The organism is Marinobacter lacisalsi, assembly GCF_042651045.1.
GTDB lineage: Bacteria > Pseudomonadota > Gammaproteobacteria > Pseudomonadales > Oleiphilaceae > Marinobacter > Marinobacter lacisalsi.
The window spans coordinates 12172-35070 of the sequence record NZ_JBHSDI010000011.1; the positions used below are offsets into that span (position 1 = coordinate 12172).

21 protein-coding genes and 1 tRNA gene are annotated in these 22899 nt (G+C 60.2%); 19 read left to right on the forward strand and 3 right to left on the reverse strand.

The annotated features are described in order from the left end of the window. Positions 1-82: 82 nt before the first annotated feature. On the forward strand, positions 83-550 hold the full coding sequence (locus ACFOZ5_RS07525) for a thioesterase domain-containing protein (RefSeq protein ID WP_379886417.1): 468 nt from the start codon (positions 83-85) through the stop codon (positions 548-550). Between the two features lie 29 nt (positions 551-579). On the opposite strand, the gene ACFOZ5_RS07530 is transcribed toward ACFOZ5_RS07525, so the two are convergent. Together ACFOZ5_RS07530 and ACFOZ5_RS07535 are read right to left on the reverse strand one after the other, a co-directional pair. Further along, on the reverse strand, positions 580-2274 hold the full coding sequence (locus tag ACFOZ5_RS07530; RefSeq protein WP_379886418.1) for an ABC transporter permease: 1695 nt from the start codon (positions 2272-2274) through the stop codon (positions 580-582). Between the two features lie 141 nt (positions 2275-2415). Then, on the reverse strand, positions 2416-3432 hold the full coding sequence (locus ACFOZ5_RS07535) for a Fe(3+) ABC transporter substrate-binding protein (protein WP_379886419.1): 1017 nt from the start codon (positions 3430-3432) through the stop codon (positions 2416-2418). 217 nt (positions 3433-3649) lie between these two features. On the opposite strand from ACFOZ5_RS07535, the gene ACFOZ5_RS07540 reads away from it, so the two are divergent. The 5 genes from ACFOZ5_RS07540 to queF all read left to right on the forward strand — a co-directional run bounded on the left by ACFOZ5_RS07540 (position 3650) and on the right by queF (position 8139). Continuing rightward, a complete protein-coding gene (locus ACFOZ5_RS07540) occupies positions 3650-3919 on the forward strand; it encodes a PilZ domain-containing protein (protein WP_379886421.1) in 270 nt (89 codons plus the stop codon). Between the two features lie 170 nt (positions 3920-4089). Then, positions 4090-5436, forward strand: a complete 1347-nt coding sequence (locus tag ACFOZ5_RS07545) for an HD-GYP domain-containing protein (protein ID WP_379886422.1) — start codon at positions 4090-4092, stop codon at positions 5434-5436. A gap of 145 nt (positions 5437-5581) precedes the next feature. Then, the gene (locus ACFOZ5_RS07550) at positions 5582-6541 is read left to right on the forward strand and encodes an ABC transporter ATP-binding protein (protein ID WP_379886423.1); all 960 of its coding nucleotides are present in this window, start codon (positions 5582-5584) and stop codon (positions 6539-6541) included. Beyond that, entirely contained in the window at positions 6538-7311 is a 774-nt protein-coding gene (locus tag ACFOZ5_RS07555; protein ID WP_379886424.1) for an ABC transporter permease, read from the forward strand. The genes ACFOZ5_RS07550 and ACFOZ5_RS07555 overlap by 4 nt, the downstream gene beginning before the upstream one ends. Positions 7312-7320: 9 nt before the next feature. Continuing rightward, positions 7321-8139, forward strand: coding sequence for an NADPH-dependent 7-cyano-7-deazaguanine reductase QueF (queF, locus tag ACFOZ5_RS07560; RefSeq protein ID WP_379886425.1), 819 nt, complete (start codon positions 7321-7323; stop codon positions 8137-8139). 43 nt (positions 8140-8182) lie between these two features. Here queF and ACFOZ5_RS07565 read toward each other — a convergent pair whose 3' ends face one another. Further along, positions 8183-9613 (reverse strand): adenylate/guanylate cyclase domain-containing protein, encoded by a 1431-nt coding sequence (locus ACFOZ5_RS07565; protein WP_379886426.1) that lies wholly within the window; start codon positions 9611-9613, stop codon positions 8183-8185. Positions 9614-9799: 186 nt separating this feature from the next. Between ACFOZ5_RS07565 and ACFOZ5_RS07570 the strand changes: the two genes are divergently transcribed. From ACFOZ5_RS07570 to ACFOZ5_RS07630, 13 genes are all read left to right on the forward strand, one after another. Beyond that, the gene (locus tag ACFOZ5_RS07570; RefSeq protein ID WP_379886427.1) at positions 9800-10354 is read left to right on the forward strand and encodes a nitroreductase family protein; all 555 of its coding nucleotides are present in this window, start codon (positions 9800-9802) and stop codon (positions 10352-10354) included. Between the two features lie 221 nt (positions 10355-10575). Next, a complete protein-coding gene (gene flgB, locus ACFOZ5_RS07575) occupies positions 10576-10974 on the forward strand; it encodes a flagellar basal body rod protein FlgB (RefSeq protein ID WP_379886428.1) in 399 nt (132 codons plus the stop codon). A gap of 30 nt (positions 10975-11004) precedes the next feature. Next, positions 11005-11454, forward strand: coding sequence for a flagellar basal body rod protein FlgC (gene flgC, locus ACFOZ5_RS07580; protein ID WP_379886429.1), 450 nt, complete (start codon positions 11005-11007; stop codon positions 11452-11454). A 33-nt stretch (positions 11455-11487) separates the two neighbouring features. Then, positions 11488-12168: a flagellar hook assembly protein FlgD gene (locus ACFOZ5_RS07585; RefSeq protein WP_379886430.1), complete on the forward strand. Its 681-nt coding sequence runs from the start codon at positions 11488-11490 to the stop codon at positions 12166-12168. A gap of 12 nt (positions 12169-12180) precedes the next feature. Next, complete coding sequence (locus ACFOZ5_RS07590; protein ID WP_379886431.1) at positions 12181-14115, forward strand: flagellar hook protein FlgE; 1935 nt, start codon at positions 12181-12183, stop codon at positions 14113-14115. Positions 14116-14576: 461 nt separating this feature from the next. Then, entirely contained in the window at positions 14577-15329 is a 753-nt protein-coding gene (flgF, locus tag ACFOZ5_RS07595) for a flagellar basal-body rod protein FlgF (RefSeq protein WP_379886432.1), read from the forward strand. A 79-nt stretch (positions 15330-15408) separates the two neighbouring features. Further along, entirely contained in the window at positions 15409-16197 is a 789-nt protein-coding gene (gene flgG / locus ACFOZ5_RS07600) for a flagellar basal-body rod protein FlgG (protein WP_379886433.1), read from the forward strand. 20 nt (positions 16198-16217) lie between these two features. Then, positions 16218-16928 carry a flagellar basal body L-ring protein FlgH gene (flgH, locus tag ACFOZ5_RS07605; RefSeq protein WP_379886434.1) on the forward strand — a complete coding sequence of 237 codons (711 nt, stop codon included), beginning with the start codon at positions 16218-16220 and terminating at the stop codon, positions 16926-16928. A 29-nt stretch (positions 16929-16957) separates the two neighbouring features. Further along, entirely contained in the window at positions 16958-18022 is a 1065-nt protein-coding gene (locus ACFOZ5_RS07610; protein WP_379886627.1) for a flagellar basal body P-ring protein FlgI, read from the forward strand. Between the two features lie 8 nt (positions 18023-18030). Then, a complete protein-coding gene (flgJ, locus tag ACFOZ5_RS07615) occupies positions 18031-19086 on the forward strand; it encodes a flagellar assembly peptidoglycan hydrolase FlgJ (protein WP_379886435.1) in 1056 nt (351 codons plus the stop codon). A gap of 5 nt (positions 19087-19091) precedes the next feature. Further along, positions 19092-21104, forward strand: coding sequence for a flagellar hook-associated protein FlgK (flgK, locus tag ACFOZ5_RS07620; protein ID WP_379886436.1), 2013 nt, complete (start codon positions 19092-19094; stop codon positions 21102-21104). Positions 21105-21129: 25 nt separating this feature from the next. Further along, positions 21130-22683, forward strand: a complete 1554-nt coding sequence (gene flgL, locus ACFOZ5_RS07625; protein WP_379886437.1) for a flagellar hook-associated protein FlgL — start codon at positions 21130-21132, stop codon at positions 22681-22683. A gap of 76 nt (positions 22684-22759) precedes the next feature. After that, positions 22760-22846: transfer RNA gene (locus tag ACFOZ5_RS07630), tRNA-Leu, on the forward strand. Positions 22847-22899 lie beyond the last annotated feature (53 nt).

Here is a 22899-nt window from a genome sequence, read left to right on the forward strand (position 1 = left end):
GGCTATCGACGGCCGGTGATTGTTCCAATGCCCGGAAACCGGCCTGCCATGGCCGGTTTTCGTGTTTCTGAGGGATACTGACATGAGCCGCCTGGACGATTTTCAGCAACGCATCCACGATGTTATTCCCCTGACCCATGCCATGGGAGCGGAGCTGCTTCATTACGACGGCCGGCAATTGCTGGTGCGGGCCCCGCTGCAACCCAACAGTAACCACCAGGGCACCGGTTTTGGCGGGGCTATTTACTCGGTGGCGGTTCTGGCAGCGTGGGGCCTGATCGAGCTGGCGGTGGAAGACGCCGGGGTGGAGGGCACGGTGGTGATCCAGAGCGGCAGTATGGACTACGGTCAGCCGGTGGATGGTGACTTTTTTGCCGTCTGCCGGTTGCCTGAGCCAGAGGACTGGGACCGTTTCCTGATCACGTTGCGGCGCCGCGGGCGCGCCCGGGTGGCCCTGAAATCCGGGCTTTACTGCGGTACGCCCGGGCTTGAAACGGAACAGCCGGCAGCGGCCTTCTTTGAAGGGCGTTTCGTGGTGGTGAGCCGTTAACCAGCGTCCCGTTTGGTCAATTCGCTGACCTACTGCTGGCTGTAGGCCCGGGCCGCGCCGATCGAGCGGCTCATCAGTATGATCGGCACAATACCCGCCAACACGATGATCAGCGCGGGCAGGGCGCTGATACCAAGCAGTTCGTCGGAGGCGTACTGGTAGACGTGGGTGGCCAGGGTGTCGAAGTTGAACGGCCGCAGGATCAGGGTGGCCGGCAGCTCCTTCATACAGTCGACGAACACCACCAGCGCCGCCGTCAGCATGGTGCCCCGCAGCATGGGCAGGTGAACCTGCAGCAGGGTGGCGGTGGTGCTCTTGCCCAGAGAGCGCGCGGCCATGTCCATGCTGGGCGTTATTTTCTGAAGCCCGCTTTCCAGACTGCCGGCGGATACCGCCAGGAACCGTACCGTGTAGGCGAATATCAGGGCGAAGGTGGTCCCGCTGAGCAGCAGACCGGTACTGAACCCGAACCACTCCCGCATCCAGGCGTCGACCTGGTTATCGAATGCCGCCATGGGCACGATCACGCCCACCGCCAGCACCGCCCCGGGCATGGCGTAGCCCAGGCTCGACAGGCGCATCATGACCTGCATGGGTTTGGTGTCGTGAAGGCGGCGGCTGTAGGCCAGGGTCAGGCCGATAATCAGGGTGGCGAACGCGGCGGCGGTGGACAGGAACAGGCTGTTGAAGGTGTTCTCCAGAAAGCCCGCAGACCAGCTCTGGTCGAAATAGATCACCGCGTAGCGAGCCAGTACCAGGGCGGGCACTATAAAGCCGAACACGATGGGGGTGGCGCAGGTGACCACGCAGATCCACTGACGGGGGCGGCTCATGGTGAAGCGATGGATGGGCGAGCGGTTGTCGCGGGCGGCGTATTGCTGCTGGCGACGGCGGGAATAACGCTCCAGGGTCACCAGGATCACCACGAACGTGAGCATGACCATGGCGATCTGTGCCGCGCCACCAAGGTTGCCCAGGTTCATCCAGGTGTCGAACAGGCCGGCCGTGAGTGTTTGCACGGCAAAGAAGTCCACGGTGCCGAAATCGTTGAGCGTCTCCATCAGCACCAGGGACAGGCCCACGGCAATCGCCGGGCGGGCGATGGGTAATACCACCCGGAAGAACGTGCTCAGGGCGGAATGCCCCAGGCTGCGGCTGACGGAGAATAGAGAGGGCGACTGCTCCAGGAATGCGGCCCGGGCCAGCAAATAGACGTAGGGATAAAGCACCAGCCCCAGCATCAGGGTGGCGCCCCAGAGGCTGCGGATCTCCGGAAACCAGTAGTCCCGGCTGCTCTGCCAGCCAAAAAAGTCGCGCAGGGCACCCTGTACCGGCCCCGCGTACTGCAGCAGATCCGTGTAGACGTAGGCGATGACGTAAGCGGGCACGGCAAAAGGCAGCAGCAGTGCCCACTGGAACATCCGGCGCCCGGGAAATTCGCACATGGTGACGGCCCATGCGGTGGACAGTCCGATGGCCAGGGTCAGAACCGACACCCCCAGCATCAGGATCAGTGTGGTACCGATATAGCGGGGCAGGGTGGTACTGATCAGGTGCGGCCAGATGTTTTCATCCGGGAACAGGGCCAGCCACGCCACCGACAATACCGGCAGCGCCACAATGGCAGTAATGGCAATAGCGGAAACCAGCCAGCGGCTGGAGGTGCGTCGCGGCGTCAGTGGGGATGGAGTAACCGGGTGCTCAACGACGTCCGCCTGGTTCATGGCAATCCTGTTCAGTGGGAAAGGGCGGGAGTGTAACCAGCGGTTGTATCCGCTTCAATACGCGACTGATTGACGGTGGCCAGAACGAACGATGCCGGAGCTCCGTGAAGAGGCTCCGGCATCGGTTGGTGGCCCGGTGGATCAGTTGTCGTAATCGACCCGGTCAACCATGCGTACGGCCTCATCGGCGTTGTCTGCGATCGTCTGCAGGGACAGGGTGTCGGCGTTCAGTTCACCCCATTCCGCTACGATACCGGTCGGGGAAACCTCCGGGTTGGCCGGGAATTCCGAGTTGGCCTCGGCGTAGATCTGCTGGGCCTCGTCGCCGGACAGGAATTCCATCAGCTTGATGGCATTGTCCCGGTTAGGCGCACTGGTGGTCAGCGCGATGCCACTGATGTTGACGTGGCTGCCCCGGCCTTCGTCGTTCGGAAATACGATGCGTACCTGTTCGGCAATCGGGCGCTGCTCTTCATCCTGCAGCATCACGCCATAGTAGTAGCTGTTGCCGATGGCCACGTCGCAAACGCCTTCGGTAACGGCGCGGATCTGGTCACGGTCGCCACCCTGGGGCTTGCGGGCCAGGTTGTTCTTGAGGCCCTGCAGCCATTCTTCTGCCTTTTCCTCACCGTGGTGGGCGATCATGGAGGAGAACAGCGCAATGTTATAGGGATGCTTGCCGCTGCGGGTACAGATGCGGCCTTCCCATTCCGGATCGGCCAGTTCCTCGTAGGTGGTGATCTCGCCTTCCTCGACACGGTCCAGGGAGGTGAAAATCATCCGGCCCCGGGTGGTCAGTGCGAACCACTTGCCATCGGGATGGCGCAGGTTCTCGGGAATGTTCTCTTCCAGGGTGTCGTTGTCCACCGGTGCGGTCAGGTCACGCTCCACCAGCTCGGAGAGGCGGGAAATGTCGACGGTCATCACGACGTCGGCCGGGCTGTTGCGGCCTTCACGTTCCAGGCGCTCCGCCATGCCTTTCTTGGCGAAAACCACATTGGTCTCGATGCCGGTTTCCTCGGTGAACGCGTCAAGCAAGGGCTTGAGCAGGAATTCCTGGCGATAGGAGTAGATGTTCACTTCTCCGCTGGCGGCAGCGGCCATAGGGGTGAGGGCAACGGTGCAGGCAGTTGCAAGTGCGGCTAGACGTCGTTTCATGATTACTCCGGATGTGTTGAGTGAGCCTGATGTGTAAAGTGAGAAGCGTATGTATTCTCGTTCGCGGGCGTGAAAGTGTCAATGTCTGTAAAAAAAGCAGGGCGAACGTCCTGTTTTCACTCACTGAGCCTGTTTTTTGGGGTGTTTTCTGGTTAGCTTGCAGACTATACGAGATAAGTCGAGCCTGACGGCTGATCGAGATCAAACAGGAAACAGGATGCAGACGGACAGACGTGAACACATAAGAACCGCCCTGAATGCGAAGGTCAGGGTGGTACACAATGACCTCGGCGAGGGCCTCTTCTCCACCCGGGATATTTCCGATGGTGGTGTTTTCGTGGTGGTGGAAGACGGCAGTTTCGTTCCGGAGATCGGCGATGTGGTGATCATTCAGGTTCAGGGGTTGCCGGTGCCTGCTCCGGAGCTGACCATGGTGGTGGTGCGCAAGAGCGTGGACGGGTTTGGCCTGCAATTTGCTGACGAATGATTGTGATATCGCCGGTTTTTTAGTCAACCTGACAATTTACTGGACAGTATGTGATTTTTGTCACAGTATTACGTTGTGTTGCAGAACGACAATATACGTAACCGAATGTGGCATTCCGGTTACTCTTCTACATCCATTTGTAATGGATTATTGGCAAGGAGGTGACGACAATGGATGTTGTCAGAGAGCGTCCAGCACAGGGGTGGAAAGTGGGAGTATCCCGGAGAAAGGTCTATACGCAGGACCTTGAGGTCGGCATGTTCGTGTCTGACCTTGATAAGCCGTGGCATCGCACCCCCTTTCCCATCCAGGGTTTCTACATCCGCTCACAGGATGATATCCGTGCACTGATTTCCCACTGCCGCTGGGTCATGGTCGACGTGGCCGAGGAGCGGGACAGTCTGGAGTACGATCAGTCCGGCGCCCCCACCTTTGCCCGCCGCACCAGCCGCAAGGCCAATCCCGGGGAAGTGGTTCAGCTTCCGCCCATTCAGATCAAGAACCCGGTCAGGCACGAAACCCGGCGCTCCCTCAAGCGTGAGCTGCGGGCGAGTAGTTCGCTTCTGGTGTCGGCGGAAGATGCGGTCCGCAAGGTGGTTGGCAGCCTGCGGAATGACATGGTGCCCGACCTGCGCCCGGTCAGTAAGGTCGCACGGCAGATGACGGCCAGCGTATTACGCAACCCGGATGCCTTGCTTTGGCTGGCCCGGGTTCGCAGCCATGACGACTATACCTACCGGCATTCCCTGAAAACCGCGGTCTGGGCGCTGGTGCTGGGCCGTCACCTGGGGCTGGATGAACAGTTGCTGACCATTCTTGCCACTGGCTGTTTGCTGGCCCATATCGGCAAGGCGGAACTGCCCAGGGAGCTGGTGTTCAACGAGTACCAGCTGGATGCCGAACAGTACCAGGCATTTCGTACCTATGTGGAGCGGGGCGTCCGGCGGCTGGAGGAGGCCGGAGTACCCCGCGGTGTGGTTGCGGTGGTGCGCGGCCACCGGGAACGTCATAACGGCTCGGGATTCCCGGCGGGTGTCCGGGGTGACCGTATCCCGCTGCTGGCCAAGATTGCGGGCCTGGTTGACTATTATGAGGGCCTGATTGCGCCCCGGGAAGGCTACCAGCCACTCTCTCCGGCGCAGGCCGTCAGCCAGCTGTTCGAGCTGCGCAATGTCGAGTTCCAGGAAGACCTTGTGGAACAGTTTATCCAGTCCGTGGGTATCTACCCCATTGGTACCCTGGTGCAACTGACGAATGGCCAGCGGGGCGTGGTGGTGTCCCATTCACCGAAGCGCCGGCTGATGCCCAAGGTCATGCTGATGACCGATAGCAACCAGCAGCCGCTGAAATTGGCGAAAATGCTGAATCTGGCCACCTGCAACGAAGGTCGTCCGCTGGATCAGTCACTGCGCGTTGAGGGTTGTCTGCCCAACGATACCGATGGTCTTGATCCGTCCCGGTATGACGTCACCGGTGCCGAATCCCGCTGGAACCTGCGCCGGCTGGTGGGTGCCTGATAGTAAACGTGAACGTCTGAGCCCCCGTTAGCTGGCGTGTTACGGCCCTTTGCCTGCCGCCCTGGCAGGTCTGCCCTTGATTTTTCCCTGATGAGTCTCAAGATATAGCGCTTTCGCGACCTACATTCGCTGTCCGGAAGATGCTATGACCAGCCAGTCAGATACCCCTGTATGGGCCCTGGAAATTGAAGGGCTTCGTAAACGTTACGGCAGTGGCTTTGAAGCCCTGAAGAGTATTGACCTGCGCGTTCAGGAGGGTGATTTTTTCGCCCTGCTGGGACCGAACGGTGCCGGCAAGTCCACCACCCTGGGTATTGTCTGCTCGCTGGTGAACAAGTCCTCCGGCACGGTCAGGGTATTCGGCCATGACATTGATACGGACCTGGCCAGGGCCAAGCTGAACCTGGGGGTGGTGCCCCAGGAGTTCAATTTCAGCCAGTTCGAGAAAGTATTCGATATCGTCACCACTCAGGCGGGCTACTACGGCATCCCCCTGCGCAAGGCGAAGGAATCGGCGGAGTACTACCTGAAGAAGCTGGGCCTGTGGGACAAGCAGAATGTGCCGGCACGCATGCTGTCTGGTGGCATGAAGCGGCGCCTGATGATTGCCCGGGCGCTGGTCCACAACCCCCGGCTGCTGATTCTGGATGAGCCCACCGCAGGGGTGGACATCGAGTTACGCCGTTCCATGTGGACCTTCCTGGAAGAGATGAACCGCAACGGCACCACCATTATCCTCACCACCCACTATCTGGAAGAGGCTGAAGCCCTGTGCCGGAATATCGCCATCATTGACCAGGGCCGGATCCTCCGTAATACCAGCAAGAAGGAGCTGCTGACCCAGCTGCATGTGGAAACCTTCGTGATGGACACCGACCTGACGTTGACCACGGCACCGGAACTGGACGGCTTTGTCACCGGGCTGGACGCCGAGGGTGCACTGGAAGTGGAGGTGGAGAAAGGCAAGAGCCTGAACGGGGTCTTTGCCCAGCTGGACCAGCAGGGTATCCGGGTGTTGAGCATGAGGACCAAGACCAACCGGCTGGAAGAGCTGTTCCTGCATATGGTTGAAGAGAATGCCCGTCAGACGGAGGTGGCCAAGTGACCCCCCGTGCCATCCTCACCGCTTTCCTGACCATCGTTATCCGCGAGGTGCGCCGGTTTACCCGGATCTGGCCCCAGACCATGCTGCCACCCGCGGTGACCATGACCCTCTACTTCGTGATCTTCGGCAATCTGATTGGCTCCCGGATCGGCCCTATGGGCGGTTTCGATTATATGGCGTTCATCGTACCGGGTCTGATCATGATGTCGGTGATTACCAGCTCCTATGCCAACGTGGTGTCGTCGTTCTTCAGTATGAAGTTCCAGCACAGCATCGAGGAACTGCTGGTGTCGCCCACCCCGAACTGGACCATTCTGGCTGGCTATGTAGCAGGGGGTATGGTTCGCGGGCTCGGCGTGGGGCTGATTGTCACCCTGCTGTCGCTGGCGTTCACCCGTTTGCAGATTCACAACCTGCCGATGGTGGTGCTGACGGTGTTCATGACGTCGGCGCTGTTCGCGCTGGGCGGCTTTATCAACGCCATGATGGCCACCAAGTTCGATGATATCTCCATCGTACCCACCTTCGTACTGACGCCACTGACCTATCTGGGCGGGGTGTTCTATTCCATCGATCTGCTGCCGGGCTTCTGGCAGGGTGTGTCGATGATCAATCCGATCCTGTATATGGTGAATGCCTTCCGCTATGGCATTCTCGGGGTGTCTGATGTGAACCCCTATATCGCGCTGGGTATGATCCTGGTATTTATCGTTATCCTGTCCGTGGTGTCCCTGCGCATGCTGCAACGGGGCAAGGGCATTCGCCACTGAGGAGCCGTCATGGCGCTTGATCACGCCCCCCTGGGCAAGACCAGTGAGTATCCGGAGCACTACGCACCCGAATTGCTTTTCCCGGTGCCCCGGGACGACAACCGCCGCCGGATTGCCCTGGACGACGGCCGCTGGCCCTGGTTCGGGGAGGATCTCTGGCAGGCGTGGGAGCTGTCGTGGCTGCGACCATCCGGCGTGCCCGAGGTGGCCTGGGGCGAATTCCGGTTGCCGGCGGCATCCCCCAGCCTGATCGAATCCAAGTCGTTGAAGCTGTACCTGAACTCCTTCAACCAGGAGGTGTTTTCGTGCCATGACCAGGTGCAGGAGACGATTCACCGGGACCTTTCCAGCGCCTGCGGTGCCCAGGTGGCGGTGACCCTGTTCAGTGTCGACCGGGGCATGACGGCCGCCGGACGCCCCGAGGGCGCTGTGCTGATCGACGACGAGCCGGTGGAGAACGTGGGCTACGCCTATTGCCCGGACGTGCTTGCCGCCGGAGGTGACACGGTGAGCGAGAGCCTCTGCTCGCACCTGCTCAAGAGCAACTGCCCGGTGACCGGTCAGCCGGACTGGGGCACGCTGCAGGTGGACTACACGGGGCCGGCCATCGACCGGTCAGCCTTGCTGCGGTATGTGGTGGGGTTCCGTCAGAAACAGGATTTCCATGAACACTGTGTGGAAACGGTGTTCACCGACCTGATGCGGGCCTGCAACCCTGAGCACCTGACCGTCAGTGCCCGGTACACGCGCCGTGGTGGGCTGGATATCAACCCCTGGCGCAGCACCGACCCGGGGGAGGCGCCCCGGCTGAGGCTGGTGCGGCAATAACCGGTGAGCCACGGGGCCTGTCCGGCAGCCCCGTGGTGCGATGCTACTGATCCGTTTCCTCTTCCCGCAGCCGGTCGGCGGCCTCTTCCAGCGCGTCCAGGATGGCGCGTCGGTCGTTCTCGCAGATATTCCCGGAGTCCAGGTACATGGCGAAGCCGGCGTGTTCGTGCTCCACGAAACTCCGGTTGGGCCCCAGGTCGCGGCGGAAATCGATGACTTCGTAGATGGATACCGGACGCCCGAAACCCTTGACCGTAATCTCGCCCTTGTCCCGGCACATGATCCGTTCCTTGATCAACGAGAAGGTTTCGTAGGAGACCAGGATCTGGCCTGGCTCGGCGAGCTGCTCCAGGCGGCTGGCCAGATTCACTTCCTTGCCGATAATGGTGTAGTCCATGCGGTTCTCGGCGCCGAAGTTGCCCACGGTGACAAAGCCGGAACTGATGCCCATGCGGATTTCCAGGGGTGTGCGGATGCCCTGGCTGCGCCAGCGCTGGCGCATGATCTTCATGTGGTTACGCATGTCCACCGCCATGGACACGCAGGCCAGGGCGTCTTCCTTCTGGCCGCGGGACGAGGGGTCGCCAAAGAAGATCATGATGGAGTCGCCAACGAACTTGTCGATGGTGCCACCGTATTTCAGGGCCACTTCCGACATTTCGTTGAAGTAGTTGTTGAGCAGTTCGGTGAGCGCTTCCGGCTCCATCTCCTCGGACAGGTCGGTAAAACCCTTGATGTCGGAGAAGAACACGCTCAGCTTCTTGCGGCGTGTTTCGAGCCGCACGTCCCGTTCACCGGTAAAGATGGATTGCCACACCTGGGGCGACAGGTACTTTGAGAGCTTGTCCGACAGGGCGATGGACTGTTCCCGCTGCTTCTGGATCTGGCCTTTGGCGGCCAGCAGGATGCGGGCCTGCTGGTGAGTGTAATAGGCGGTCACACAGATGTAGGTGCCAGTGCCGGCAAGCGATACCAGGCTGGTGAGCAGTGGCGTGCTGAAGTTCTCGGTCAACCCGATCAGGCCCACGACCAGTCCTGCCGCTGCAGCCAGTAGCAGGGCCCCGTAAAACCAGAGGTACAGCCCGCCCACGATCAGGCAGCTGAACATCAGCATCAATGCCATGGCAAGGGAGGGGACCGGGGTCAGCCCGGTGAGGCCGATCACCGACCCGACGATAATGCATTCCACCAGCAGCAGGTACTGGCGTATGCGGGGTTCGCGCCCCGAGCCGACGTGGCGGCTGATGAACAGAACCGTGTGGGGCCAGAGCACGCCGCCAGCCAGCAGCCACAGCATGTTCTGGTGGAAGATGTCATCGACCACGCCCGCGATGATAATGCCGCAAATGGCGCTGCAGCCAAGCACACGTCCGTTGAAGTCGGGCAGGGGAGGGATGGCCCGGGGGGTATCCGGTAATGATGTGTCCGCGCTGGACTTGTGGTCCGAATCCGACGTGCTCACGTAGCCTGACATGCTCCGTCCCTGTGGAAGACTGATACGATAGCGGGGATCCAGTGGGGTTCCCTTGTTATTTATTATGGCGGCGGTTACGGTTCCTGCCGAAAACCTGACTGAATCTGACGGTTGAGATTAACAGCAAAGCCAGAGGCGGACAACGCGCGAGGCTTTGCCCCCTGCATTGGGAGACGGCGTTTGACCATGAATACTATAATCAGGGCAATTCTTGATCGCAGCTCGGAGCCCCGGCTGAAAGCCCCGGCCCCGCCGAGGGACGTGCTGGAACTTGCCCTGGCCTGCGCGGCCAGGGCCCCGGACCATGCCCTACTGCGCCCCTGGCGGTACCTGGTGGTTGAAGGGGCGGGGCTTGAGCGCCTGGGTGAGCTATTTGAAGCCAGCGCCCCGGAAGACGCCACCGACGCTCAGCGGGAGAAGCTGCGCAAGTCGCCGTTGCGGGCGCCCATGATGCTGGTGGCCATCGCCTCACCGGTCAGTCACCCCAAGGTGCCCGCCCATGAACAGGCATACTCCTGCGCCGCCGCTACCGCCTACCTGGAACTTGCGTTGCAGGCCGAAGGGTACGGTGCCATGTGGCGGACCGGCGCTGTGGCGGAAAGTGCACAGGTCCGTGAAGGGCTGGGGTTGTCTGCAGATGAGTCCATTGTCGGGTTTATCTACACCGGCACGGTGGATACCCCGAAACCCGCAGTGCCACGTCCGGCGGTGTCGGAGTTCGTCGAGGACTGGCCCGGCTGATCCTGCTTTCTCAACGTTCCGGCAAGCTGAAGGAAAGGGCTTGCCGCATTCTCTTCACAGGTACCCCGCAGCGTTTAGCTTTAGACCCTCCTGGATTTCCATCTCACTGAAAAACAACGAATAAAATATTTTTTCAGACTCTGGCATCCTGATTGCTTTGTTACTTGCAAACGTTCCCTGACCGGCAAAGGCGGCAGGGAGATGCAGTTACTGGAGGCAACATGGCAATCACCTTCGACAACGCGCTGGGTATTCACGAGCAGGCACTGGTTGCCCGCAGCCGCCGGGCGGAAGTACTGGCAAATAACCTGGCCAACGCAGACACCCCCGGCTTCAAGGCCCGGGACGTGGATTTCCAGTCCATGCTCGACAAGGCAACCGAATCCACACAGGGGCTGTCCATGGAACGCACGCATCAGTCCCATATGGACGTCTCGGGCACGGGCTCTGCCAATGAGTTGCTGTATCGCCTTCCGCACCAGCCATCCATTGACGGTAATACCGTGGATGCCCAGCAGGAGCAGACCCGCTATATGCGCAACGCCATGGACTTCCAGGCCAGCTTCCAGTTCCTGAACAGCAAATTTTCCGGCCTGAGCAAGGCCATCAAGGGCGAGTAAGCCGGCCTTCGGGTATAGAGGAGAACAGATATGTCCCTGGGAAATATTTTTGATATTGCCGGCTCTGGTATGACCGCACAGCAACTGCGACTGAATACCACGGCGTCCAACATTGCCAATGCGGAAACAGCCAGCTCCAGCATCGACGAGACCTATCGGGCCCGTAAGCCGGTATTTGCCGCCATCCAGCAGCAGATGCTGAACCCGGACCAGGCCAGCGGCCACTTCGCGTTCGGCGAGGACAACGGACGCGGCGTCACCGTTGAGGGTATCGTCGAGAGCGAAGAAGATCTGCAGATGCGCTACGAGCCCCACCACCCGGCGGCCAACGAAGAGGGTTATGTGTTCTACCCGAATGTGAATGTGGTGGAGGAAATGGCGGACATGATGTCGTCATCACGCAGCTTCCAGATGAACGTGGATGTGATGAACGCTGCCAAGTCGATGATGCAGCGGGTGCTGACCCTGGGGCAGCAGTAAGCGGCCAGTGATTCTTGTTCGGGGATTTGACCAATGAGCATAGTAAATACCACCAATGCAACCACGGACGTGCTGGCGGAGTACCGGGCCAAGCAGGACGACAAAGCCACTGGCAGTGACGATCTGGGCAAGAATGAGTTCATGGAACTGATGATCGCCCAGCTGAAAAACCAGAACCCGCTGGAGCCCAAGGGCAACGGTGAGTTCATCGCTGACCTGGCCCAGTTCAGTTCGCTGGAGGAAATGCAGGGCCTGAATTCCACGGTGAACAGCGTGGTGGGCGAGTTCCGTTCCACCCAGGCCCTGCAGGCATCAGCCATGGTGGGCAAGAGCGTTATGGCGCCGGCCAACTTCGGCATTCTTGATGACAGTGGACAGATGAAAGGCGTCGTCAACGTGCCTTCCAGCACTGGCGGGCTTCGCATCAACATCGAGAGTGCGTCCGGCGAGATGGTCAGGCAGCTGGACCTGGGACAGGCTTCGGCCGGTCAGCAGGCCTTCGCCTGGGATGGACAGGACGGCAACGGCAATGAGTTGCCGCCCGGGAAATACTACGTTTCCGCCCAGGGCAGTTATCCCGGCGGAACCGAGCAGTTGCAGACCCTGATGAGCGCCAATGTGGACAGTGTATCCCTGGGGCAGGGCGGCAGTATCACGCTGAATCTGGCAGGTATGGGGTCTATCCCGCTGTCAGACGTACAGCATATCAACTGAGTGAGGTGACACATGGCTTTTAATATCGGACTCAGCGGGCTGCGGGCCTCACAGGTTGATCTGGATGTGACCGGCAACAACATTGCCAACGCCAGCACCGTGGGTTTCAAGGGCAGCCAGGCCCAGTTCGGCGACCTGTATTCCAGTGGTTTCCTGAGCTCCGGCAACATGTCGGTCGGCGGCGGTGTGAAGGTACAGGACGTCAAACAGAGCTTCGGTCAGGGCAGTATCAGTGGCACCCAGAACGGCCTGGACATGGCCATCGACGGCGACGGTTTCTTCGTGCTGAACAATAACGGCCAGGTGCAGTATTCCAGGGCCGGGCAGTTCAGTATCGACAAGGACGGGTTTGTAACCAACAACCAGTCCATGCGGGTACAGGGCTACCAGGCGGATGAGGATGGCAACCTGAGCGGGGTTCGCGGCGATCTTCAGATCGATACGGATAACCTGGAGCCACGGCGTACCACCCGTTTTGACTCGCAACTGAACCTGGATTCCCGGGAATCCGTGCTGGAGGTGGTGACCCAGACGTTCCCTTCGCCCGGCGTACCAGCCACCGGGGAAACGGTGGAGTTTACCTATCCCGATGGTCGGTCGGTTCCCCTTGAATTCGCCGCCGGGGAATCCGCGCAAAGTGTTGCCGGCAAACTGAATGAGCTGGATGGCGTCAGTGCTTCCGCAAGAACCACGCTTACCATACCGGATAACAGTACGTTTTCAGCGGGTGACAGCTATCTGGTCATGGGGGAGCTTTTCACTATTCCTTCGAGTGGCATTGCCGGCCCGGGGGACGCCCGGGACTGGCTGCAGGATGCGATCAATGCTTCCCCGCTGAGCACGCTGAATGCGACGTCCGAAGGAGCAACCGGACTCAGGTTGATCGACAGCCGTGGTAACCCGTTTTCGGTTCAGGTGGCAGATGCCAGCGGCACTGCGGCCAGCCCGCAACCCGGCGCATTCCCCTATGATGGGGCCGAGGAAATCACCAACCTTACGGTTGATGAAGGGATAGCGATCCGGGTGGATCCGAACGGTGGGGCTGATGAGGCTGACTATGTTTCCGATACAACCACCTCGGAAATCCTGGGGGCCACAGCTCCGACCACGACACGAAGAAACTCGTTTAACCCGGATGATCAGCGTACCTACAACCATGCGACATCTTCCACCATCTATGACAGTCTGGGTAACCCGCACACAATGACCCAGTACTTCGTGAAGGAGCCGGTGTCAGGGGGTGACAGTGTCTGGGCGATGTACGTTCAGATAGACGACGAGGACGTGGGCGACCCACCCTTCACGAGTGGCGACCCGACCCGGGCCAGGTTTGAGCTGGAGTTCAACAGCGATGGCTCTATCTCATCGGTTGATGGTGATCCGAACGGTCAGGTTCTGATTTCCAACTGGACTCCGAAGGACGACTCTGGTCAGCCCAATGGCGCAGATGGTCCGTTGCCGATCGCCAACGGTGGTCAACTGCCGATTGCCGAGCCGCCAGTGTCCTCTAACTTCATGGTCGATATGAACGACACGACCCAGTACGGATCGTCGTTCGGGGTTATTGATCAACAGCAGAACGGCTACACCACCGGTCGGCTGTCGGGTCTGGATGTCTCCGGGGAGGGGGTAATCTTTGCCCGCTACTCCAACGGCCAGTCCCAGAACCTGGGGCAGGTGGCATTGGCGAGCTTCGCCAACACTGATGGTCTGTCTCCGGTTGGTGACACCAACTGGGTGGAAACATTCGAATCCGGCCAGCCGATCTATGGCCAACCGGGTACCGGTACGCTGGGTGGCATCGCGTCCAGCTCGGTGGAGGAATCCAATGTGGATCTATCCCAAGAGTTGGTTAACCTGATCATTGCCCAGCGGAACTACCAGGCAAACGCCAAGACCATCGAGACCTCGGATGCGGTGACTCAGACGATTATCAACCTGCGGTAACCCTGAGGTGGTTGTGACTGGAATGGTCTGAGAGCTTTGGTGGAGGGCCCCGGTATGTGGGGGCCCTTTCTCCACCGCAATTCAGGGGCCGTCCATGGCAACCCGCCTTGCTCCGCGACATCCATGTCGCTGTTCCGAAAGGGCCCCCACATACCGGGACCTTACGAGCCTCGTGCGCGCCTGATAATCTTTAGCGGCATCACTTGTTATAGGCATCACGACAGTCCGAAGAGCCGGAGCATTGGAGGTCTTTTTCGTAACAGCGCCAGGGATGGCGCGGAGCAAGGCAGGGACAGGACGTGCCTTGAATTGCGGTGGAGAAAAAGACCTCCCATGCTCCGGCTCCTGCCCCCAAACCAGAAATCTATCTACAAAAGAGCCTGATCGCTCCATCTGGCACGACTTCTGCAAGAACCACGGAAACGACGTAAAAACGTCAGATTTCCGGCAGGAGTTTTCCCATGGACAAGTCCCTCTACATCGGCATGTCAGGCGCCAAGCAGAACATGATGGCGCAGCAGGCGCATGCCAATAACCTTGCCAACGTCAATACCACCGGCTTCAAGAAAGACTTCGCCCAGGCCCGCAGCATGCCCGTGTTCGGTGAACACCACCCGACACGGGCCTATGCCATGACCGAACGACCCGGCACTGACTTCAGCCCCGGGTCACTCCAGCAAACCGGTCGCAAACTGGATGTGGCGGTGGACGGCGAAGGCTGGCTGGCCGTGCAGAACGATCAGGGCGAAGAGGTATTCAGCCGTTCCGGCAGCATGCAGGTGGATGTTAACGGGATCCTGCGCCTGAGTTCCGGCGAGCCGGTACTTGGCAACGGTGGCCCTGTGGCCCTGCCGCCCTACGAGAACCTGCAGGTAGGCGCTGATGGCACCATCTCCATCCAGCCGGTGGGCGGACCACCGGACCAGTTGGTGGAAATCGACCGCCTCAAGCTGGTTAACCCGAACCCTGATGACCTGATGAAAGGCGAAGACGGCTTTATACGCCGTAAGCCCGACGCCGCTATCGACGGCGCGGAAGAGCCTGATGCCAATGCCCGCGTTGCCTCCGGCTACCTGGAGAGTTCCAACGTCAATGCCGTCGAGGAAATGATCGCCAACCTGCAGTTGAGCCGTCAGTTCGAAATGCAGGTGAAGGTCATGCAGAGCGCCGATGAGAATTCCGAGGCAGCGGCACGGCTGTTGCAGAACCTCTGATAACGACACGATTACCGGCCTGAGTACCCTGATGCGGCAATTATTCGCCGCCGGGTGACAGCCATAGAGGAGTCCAGACATGCATCCAGCACTTTGGGTCAGTAAAACCGGCCTCAGCGCTCAGGACACGAAGATGACCACCATCTCCAACAACCTGGCGAACGTGAACACCACCGGTTTCAAACGCGACAGGGCCGTATTCCAGGACCTGCTGTACCAGATCAATCGTCAGCCTGGCGGCATGAACACCCAGAACGCCGAGCTGCCTTCCGGCCTTCAGCTGGGTACCGGTGTTCGCGTGGTAGGCACCACCAAACAATTCACCCAGGGCAACCTGCAGGTGACCGAGCAGCCCCTGGACCTTGCTATCAACGGTCGCGGGTTCTTCCAGATCCAGATGCCCGATGGCGAGATTTCCTACACCCGTGATGGTCAGTTCCAGATCAACTCCAACGGCGACATGGTGACTCCGGACGGCTATCTGGTGGAACCGAACATCAACATCCCCGAGAACGCCACCAGCGTGACCATCGGCAAGGATGGCACCGTCTCGGCGGTGGTCGAGAATCAGGCGGATCCGGTGAACCTGGGGGAAATCCCCCTGGTGGACTTCATCAACCCGCAGGGCCTGCAGGCCATGGGTAACAACCTGTTCCGTGAGACAGCCGCCAGTGGTGACCCCCAGGAGGGTGAAGCCGGTATCGGCGGACTTGGCTCCATCGAGCAGGGCATGACCGAGGCGTCGAACGTTGAGGTGGTGGAAGAACTGGTCAACATGATCACCACCCAGCGGGCGTATGAGATGAACTCCAAGGTGGTGTCCGCCTCGGACCAGATGCTTCAGTTCATCACCAACAATATCGGCTAACGGTTAGTGAATAGCAGATCATGACAGTCCTCAACAACACACCCGCATTCAGCACAGTCAGGGGCGTCCTGGCGACCTCCCTGGTCATGGTGCTGGCCCTGTTGCAGGGCTGTCAGTCCATGACCCGTGAGCGCCCGGAGCCCAATGACCCGGCCTACGCGCCGGTGCGCGCTGAGTCCATGGAACAGAGGGCGCCCCATACCGGCTCTATCTACCAGAATTCGCGCAACTACAACCTCTATGGGGACAGCACCGCGCTCAACGTGGGGGACATCCTCACCGTTACCCTGCAGGAGTCCACCAGCGCCAGCAAGAATGCCGAGAGCAATATCACCAAAGACAGCGAGATCGGGCTGGGCACACCGTCGTTCTTTGGGCGGACCTTTGAGCGACTGGGCGGCAGCGTGAACGCCGAGCGGGATTTTGAGGGTCAGGCCGAGGCCGACCAGAGCAACAGTCTGGCCGGCAGTATCACCGTCACGGTCATCGAGGTATTGCCCAATGGCGTGCTGCGTATCCGCGGTGAGAAGTGGCTGTCGCTGACCAACGGTGATGAGTATCTCCGGGTCAGCGGGCTGGTTCGTCCGGAAGACATTTCCCCGGACAACACGGTGTCATCCCAGCGTATTGCGGATGCCCGGCTGGCCTACGGTGGTACCGGTGACTTCGATCAGGCGAACCAGCCCGGCTGGCTGACCCGATTCTTCAACAGTGAGTGGTGGCCCTTGTGAGCGCTTTCAGAATTCTTGCAATCAGTCTGATGCTGGCCGTGGTGTCCGCTCCCGTGCTGGCGGATCGCCTGAAAGACCTGACCAGGGTGAAAGGCGTACGTGATAACCAGCTGGTGGGCTATGGCCTGGTGGTGGGCCTGGATGGTACCGGCGATTCCGGCCCGGCCACCAGCCAGACCTACCGCAACATGATGAACCGCTTTGGCATCACCATTCCGGAAGGGGTTAACCCCAACACGGACAATGTGGCCGCCGTCAGCGTGCACGCCACCCTGCCTCCCTTCGCCAAGAACGGCCAGGAGCTGGATATTACCGTGTCGTCCCTGGGGAACGCCGACAGCCTGCGGGGGGGCACCTTGCTGATGACGCCGCTCAAGGGTGCCGACAACCAGGTTTACGCCATGGCCCAGGGGAGCCTGGTGGTGGGTGGTTTCGGCGCCCAGGGGCAGGACGGTTCCCGCATTACCGTCAACGTGCCCAGCGTGGGCCGTATTCCCAACGGCGCTACCATTGAGCGCGAAGTGACCAGCCCCTTCACCGAGGGCGATACCATCACCCTCAACCTGCTGCGTGCCGATTTCACTACGGCCCGCCGGGTGGTGGAAACCATCAACGGCTATCTGGGTGAGGGCATGGCCTACGCCCACGATGGTACGTCCATTTCTGTGAAGGCCCCGAGGGATCCTTCCCAGCGGGTCAGTTTCCTGTCAATCCTCGAGAACCTGGAAGTGGACCCGGCCGAAGAGGCCGCCAAGGTGGTGATCAACAGCCGTACCGGCACGATCGTGGTGGGTCAGAATGTTCAGGTCAGCCCGGCCGCGGTAACCCATGGCAACCTGACGGTAACCATCCAGGAAAACCCCGAAGTGGATCAGCCGGATCCGTTTACCGGTGGGCAGACCGTGGTGACACCGAACACCCAGATTGCTGTCACGGAGGACCCGGCAAGAATGTTCCAGTTTGGCCCGGCCACCACCCTGAACGAAATCGTCCAGGCGGTGAACCAGGTTGGCGCGGCCCCCGGTGACGTGATGGCCGTGCTGGAAGCCCTCAAGCAGGCCGGCGCCCTCAGGGCCGAGCTGATTGTCATATAGGTGACGCGATGCAGACTTCCGGAATCGAGCAGGCACAGTACTACACCGAATTTGGCGGGCTGAACGCCCTCAAGACGCAGGCCAGGACCGATCGCAGGGCCGCGCTTGAAGAGGTGGCGCGCCAGTTCGAGGGTATGTTCCTGTCACAGATGCTCAAGAGCATGCGGTCCGCCAACGAGGTGCTGTCGGAGGGGAATTACCTGAACAGCCAGGAATCCGGGTTCTATCAGGACATGTTCGACAGCCAGCTCAGTCTTTCCATGACCCGTGGCAAGGGCCTGGGGCTGAGTGAAGCCCTGGTTAGCCAGCTCAGCCGCCAGATTCCGGGCATGGACGAAAAGGGCAACGCCCTGGCCGGAGCCCGCAGGACCCTGGCGGATTACGATCGTAGTATCCCCGCGTTGTCGCCCCGTCTGCCGGAGAAGGTGGACGAGGTGAAGGCCCTGGCAGAGTCGGAAATGACCGACCAGTCCGAGGCTGAAAGGGCCGATCAGGCCGACCCGGCAGCCACGACGAAACATTCGGTGTCAGACGCGCAGGCGGCAATGCCGGAACGATTCGAGAGTCCGGAACACTTTGTCCGCACCCTGCTGCCCCTGGCACGGGATGCCGCGGAGGAGTCCGGCATTGATCCTCGCCTGATGGTTGCCCAGGCCGCCCTGGAAACCGGGTGGGGCAAGCACATGATTCGCGGAAACGACGGCAGCCACAGCTTCAACCTCTTCGGCATCAAGGCGGACACCCGCTGGCAGGGCGATTCGGTCAATATTGCTACATCGGAATTCCGTGAAGGGGTGAAGATGCAGGAACGGGCGGACTTCCGCAGCTATCCCGACTACCGGGAAAGTTTCCGGGATTACGTGGCGTTCCTTCAGGACAATCCACGTTACCGGGATGTATGGGAAGTGGCTGACCAGCCGGGTGTGTTCGCAGAGCGCCTGCAGCAGGCCGGCTATGCAACCGACCCGGCATACGGACGCAAGATTCGCAGCATCATGGAGGGGGAGCCGTTCGAGGCTGCCCTGAACCGTTTCCAGACCCTGTCCCGGGTTTCTGAGGAGTAACTGCCATGGCGGGTCTGATCAATATTGGCCTGAGTGGGGTGCTGGGGCACCAGAATGCCCTCAACACCACCGGCAACAACATCGCCAACGCCAATACCCCCGGTTACAGCCGGCAGGAAGTCCAGTTCGAGTCCAGCAACAGCCAGTTCACCAGCAACGGCTATGTAGGGCAGGGCGTGGATATTGCCAACATCCGGCGGCTGGCGGACCAGTTCCTGGTGGACCAGGTGCGCTCAGACACGTCCCTGTACAACGAGCAGGAAACCCTGCGCAGCGAGATGTCCCGGCTGGATGACCTGCTAGGAGGGGAAGATACCGGCCTGTCCCAGTCATTGAACAATTTCTTTGCGGCGCTGCAGAATGCCGCGGAAGACCCCGGTTCGCTGCCTCAGCGCCAGCTGGTACTCAGCGAGGCCCAGAGCGTGGTCAATCGCTTCCAGGCCCTGCAGCAGGAGTTCGTCCAGCAGCGCAACCTGGTCAAGACCCAGATGAGCGAGAACGTATCGGACGCCAATACGCTGCTCAAGAGTATTGCCGAGCTCAACCTGGCCATCTCGGAATCCCCCGGACTGGCCCAGGGCAACCCGCCCAACGACCTGCTGGACCAGCGGGATGAAGCGATCCGCAAGCTGTCGGAAATCGTCAGCGTGCGGGTGTCGTCATCCGGCGCCGGGCAGCTGAACGTCGCGTTGACCAACGGTCAGGCCCTGGTGGTGGGCGCCGATGCGTCGCAGCTCGGTATCCGCCCCAATGCGGACGATCCGTCGCGACAGGAATTCACCCTGACCGACGGCAATCGAACCCAGGTGATCGACGAACAGATCACCGGTGGCAAGCTCGGCGGACTGCGCCGGTTCGAGAGTGAGGGCCTGATGCCCGCGTTTGATAAGCTGGGCCGGGTGGCCATTGCCCTGCAGGAAACCGTCAACCATCAGCACCAGATTGGCATGGATCTGGAGGGTGACCTGGGCGGACTGTTCTTCAGTGAGATCAATGCCCGTGACAAGCAACTGGCCCGGGTGGTTGCCAGCGGCAATAACGCGCCGCCGGGGAATGGTGTGTTAGGGGTGGATATCACGGATACCTCCCGCCTGCCGGCCGGGTCCTTCACCCTGCAGATCACCAGCGAAGACGGTCGTGGCTACGAGTTGATTGACCAGAAGACCAACAAGGTGGTCAGTCAGGGGCAGCTGCCCAGTCCCCTGCCTGCCGAGATCAACATGCCCGGCTTTAACATCCGGGTGGAATCCGGCAGCTTCAGCAAGGGCGACCGATTCCTGATCCAGCCCACACGGCTGGAGGCATCCAACATTTCCCTGCAGGTGGAGCGGGAAGAGGATCTGGCGTTTGCCAGCCCGATCAGGGCGGGGGCAGACAGTGGTAACAGCGGCGACGCCACCATCAGCCAGGGTGTCATGTTCGATGTCCGTAACCCCAATACCAATGCACCCTTGTCGGAGTTTTCCGTCAAGGGTCAGCTGAGCCCGCCCCTGGAGGTCTATTTCACGGCAGACGACCAGTACGAGATCCGCGACCCTGCCGGCACCGTGCTTGAGACCGGCACGTATCAGGCCGGTACCAGCAACAAGTTGTTTACCGAGGATCCGTCGGACCCGGATTACCGTGGTTTCCAGTTCGAGATCAGTGGCAATCCCCGGCAGGGCGACAGCTTCTCCATCGGTTACAACACCAACGGTGTTTCTGACAACCGTAACGTTGAGTTCCTGGCTGCGCTGGCCACGAAAAATACCATGAATGAAGGCTCCCAGAGTTTTACCGAGGGCTATGCCGGGCTGGTGGAAGAGGTGGGTGTGAAAACGCGGCAGGCGCAGCTGGACAGTGACTCCGGAAAGACCCTGCTTCAGCAGTCCACCAATCAGCGGGAGTCGGTCTCCGGGGTCAACCTGGATGAGGAAGCCGGGCGCCTGATCCAGTACCAGGCAGCCTATAACGCGTCCGCCAAGGTGATGGGCGTCGCCCAGGAGCTCTTTAACACGCTGCTCGGCACCTTCCGATAGCACGGGTCAGTTGAGGTAATTTGACATGATCAGGATATCTTCACAGCAGGTCTTCTCCGGCGGCGTCGGTCGTTTGCAGGATCTGAACGTTAACCTGAACCAGACCCAGGAACAGATCTCCACCGGCAAGAGGGTGAACAAACCCTCGGACGATCCGGTGGCGGCCGCCCGTATCCTCAAGCTGGATCAGGAAGTGGGGCGCATTGAAACCTACCAACGCAATGTCGGACTGGCCGAAAACCGGCTGCAGCAGGAAGAAAGTTCCCTGGGCAGCATGATCGATATTGTCCAGAGGGTGCGGGAACTGACGGTGCAGGCCGGTAACGGGTCACTGTCGGCCGACGACCGGCGGTCCATTTCCGCCGAACTCAAACAGCGCCTGGAAGAGCTGGCGTCACAGGCCAACACCCAGGACAGCTCCGGCTCCTACATTTTCAGCGGTTTCCAGGGGGATTCGCCGGCATTCACCAAGAGTGTCGATGGCAAGTGGGTCTATCAGGGTGACGAAGGGCAGCGCAACCTGGAAATCGACGAAGGCGTCAACGTCGCCATCAGCGATCATGGCAAGGAGCTGTTCGTCAACGTACCCAGTGCCGGGCCGACATTCTTCACGGAGTCCCACCCGGATAATTCCGCTTCCGCACGGATCAGTACCGGGGCGACCCTGGACCCACAACTGGTGTCAGATCTGTCTCCCACAGATCTGGTGGTTGCTATCGAGGATCTCGGTGGCGGCAATCTCGGTTACAGGATCACTGAGCGGGATACGGGAGTTGCCGTTGCCCCACCGGTCGCGGGTGATCCTGCCATTTCGTACACCAGTGGTGAAAGCATCCGTGTTAACGGTATGCAGTTCGAGATTACCGGCGCCGAAGCAGGCGACCAGTTCAACATAAACACCAGCGAGAAACAGTCGGTTTTCAGTTCGATCGAAAAGCTCATTTATGGGCTGGACAACCTGAGCAAACAGCCGGAGGCCGCGACGGTTACGGGGTTTGCTGCGGGTGCGGGCGGTGACTCGCTGGATATAAACGGCGTTACGCTGAATTTTGCAGCGGGTGCCGGGCCTCAGGAACTGGCGGACCAGATCAACAGCAGCACAGACGAGGCACTGGCGGGCATTGAAGCCCGTGTCGAGGGCACCGAAGTAAAGCTTCTTTCTTCGTCGAAGGAGATCAGCATTGATGCCTCCGGTGGCTGGGCAGGTACCTTGCAGGTCTCAGGTGCGCGCTTTGACGATATTGACTCAGCGGCAGTGCCGCCGGTTCTTGAAGCCAACTTTATCAGCTCCCAGGCCAGCTATGACCAGTTGGTCTCTGACTCTCTTGGCAACCTGGACAATGCCCAGGAAACCATCCTGCGCACCCAGACCGAAATCGGCGGGCGGATGAACCAGTTGGAATCCACTGGCGAATTCCTGGAAAATTCCGCTCTGTATGCCAAGGATATCCGCTCCCAGCTGCAGGACGTGGATTATGCCGAGGCCATCAGCAACCTGTCGTTCCAGAGTTTCGTTCTGCAGGCGGCCCAGCAGTCTTTTGCGAAGACCTCACAGTTGTCCCTGTTCGATCGTCTGTGAGAGGTCGCGGCGGTTGCTTTCGAAACGTTCCTCAGTATAATCCGGGGCTTCCTCCTGCCGGAGGAGCCCTTTTAGTGGCGGCGTGGTGAAATTGGTAGACACGACGGATTCAAAATCCGTTGGGGTAAAACCCGTGGCGGTTCGAGTCCGCCCGCCGCTACCATCTTCCTGATTCTCTATTTCCATCCAACTCGCCGGGCCGTGCGGTTACATTGG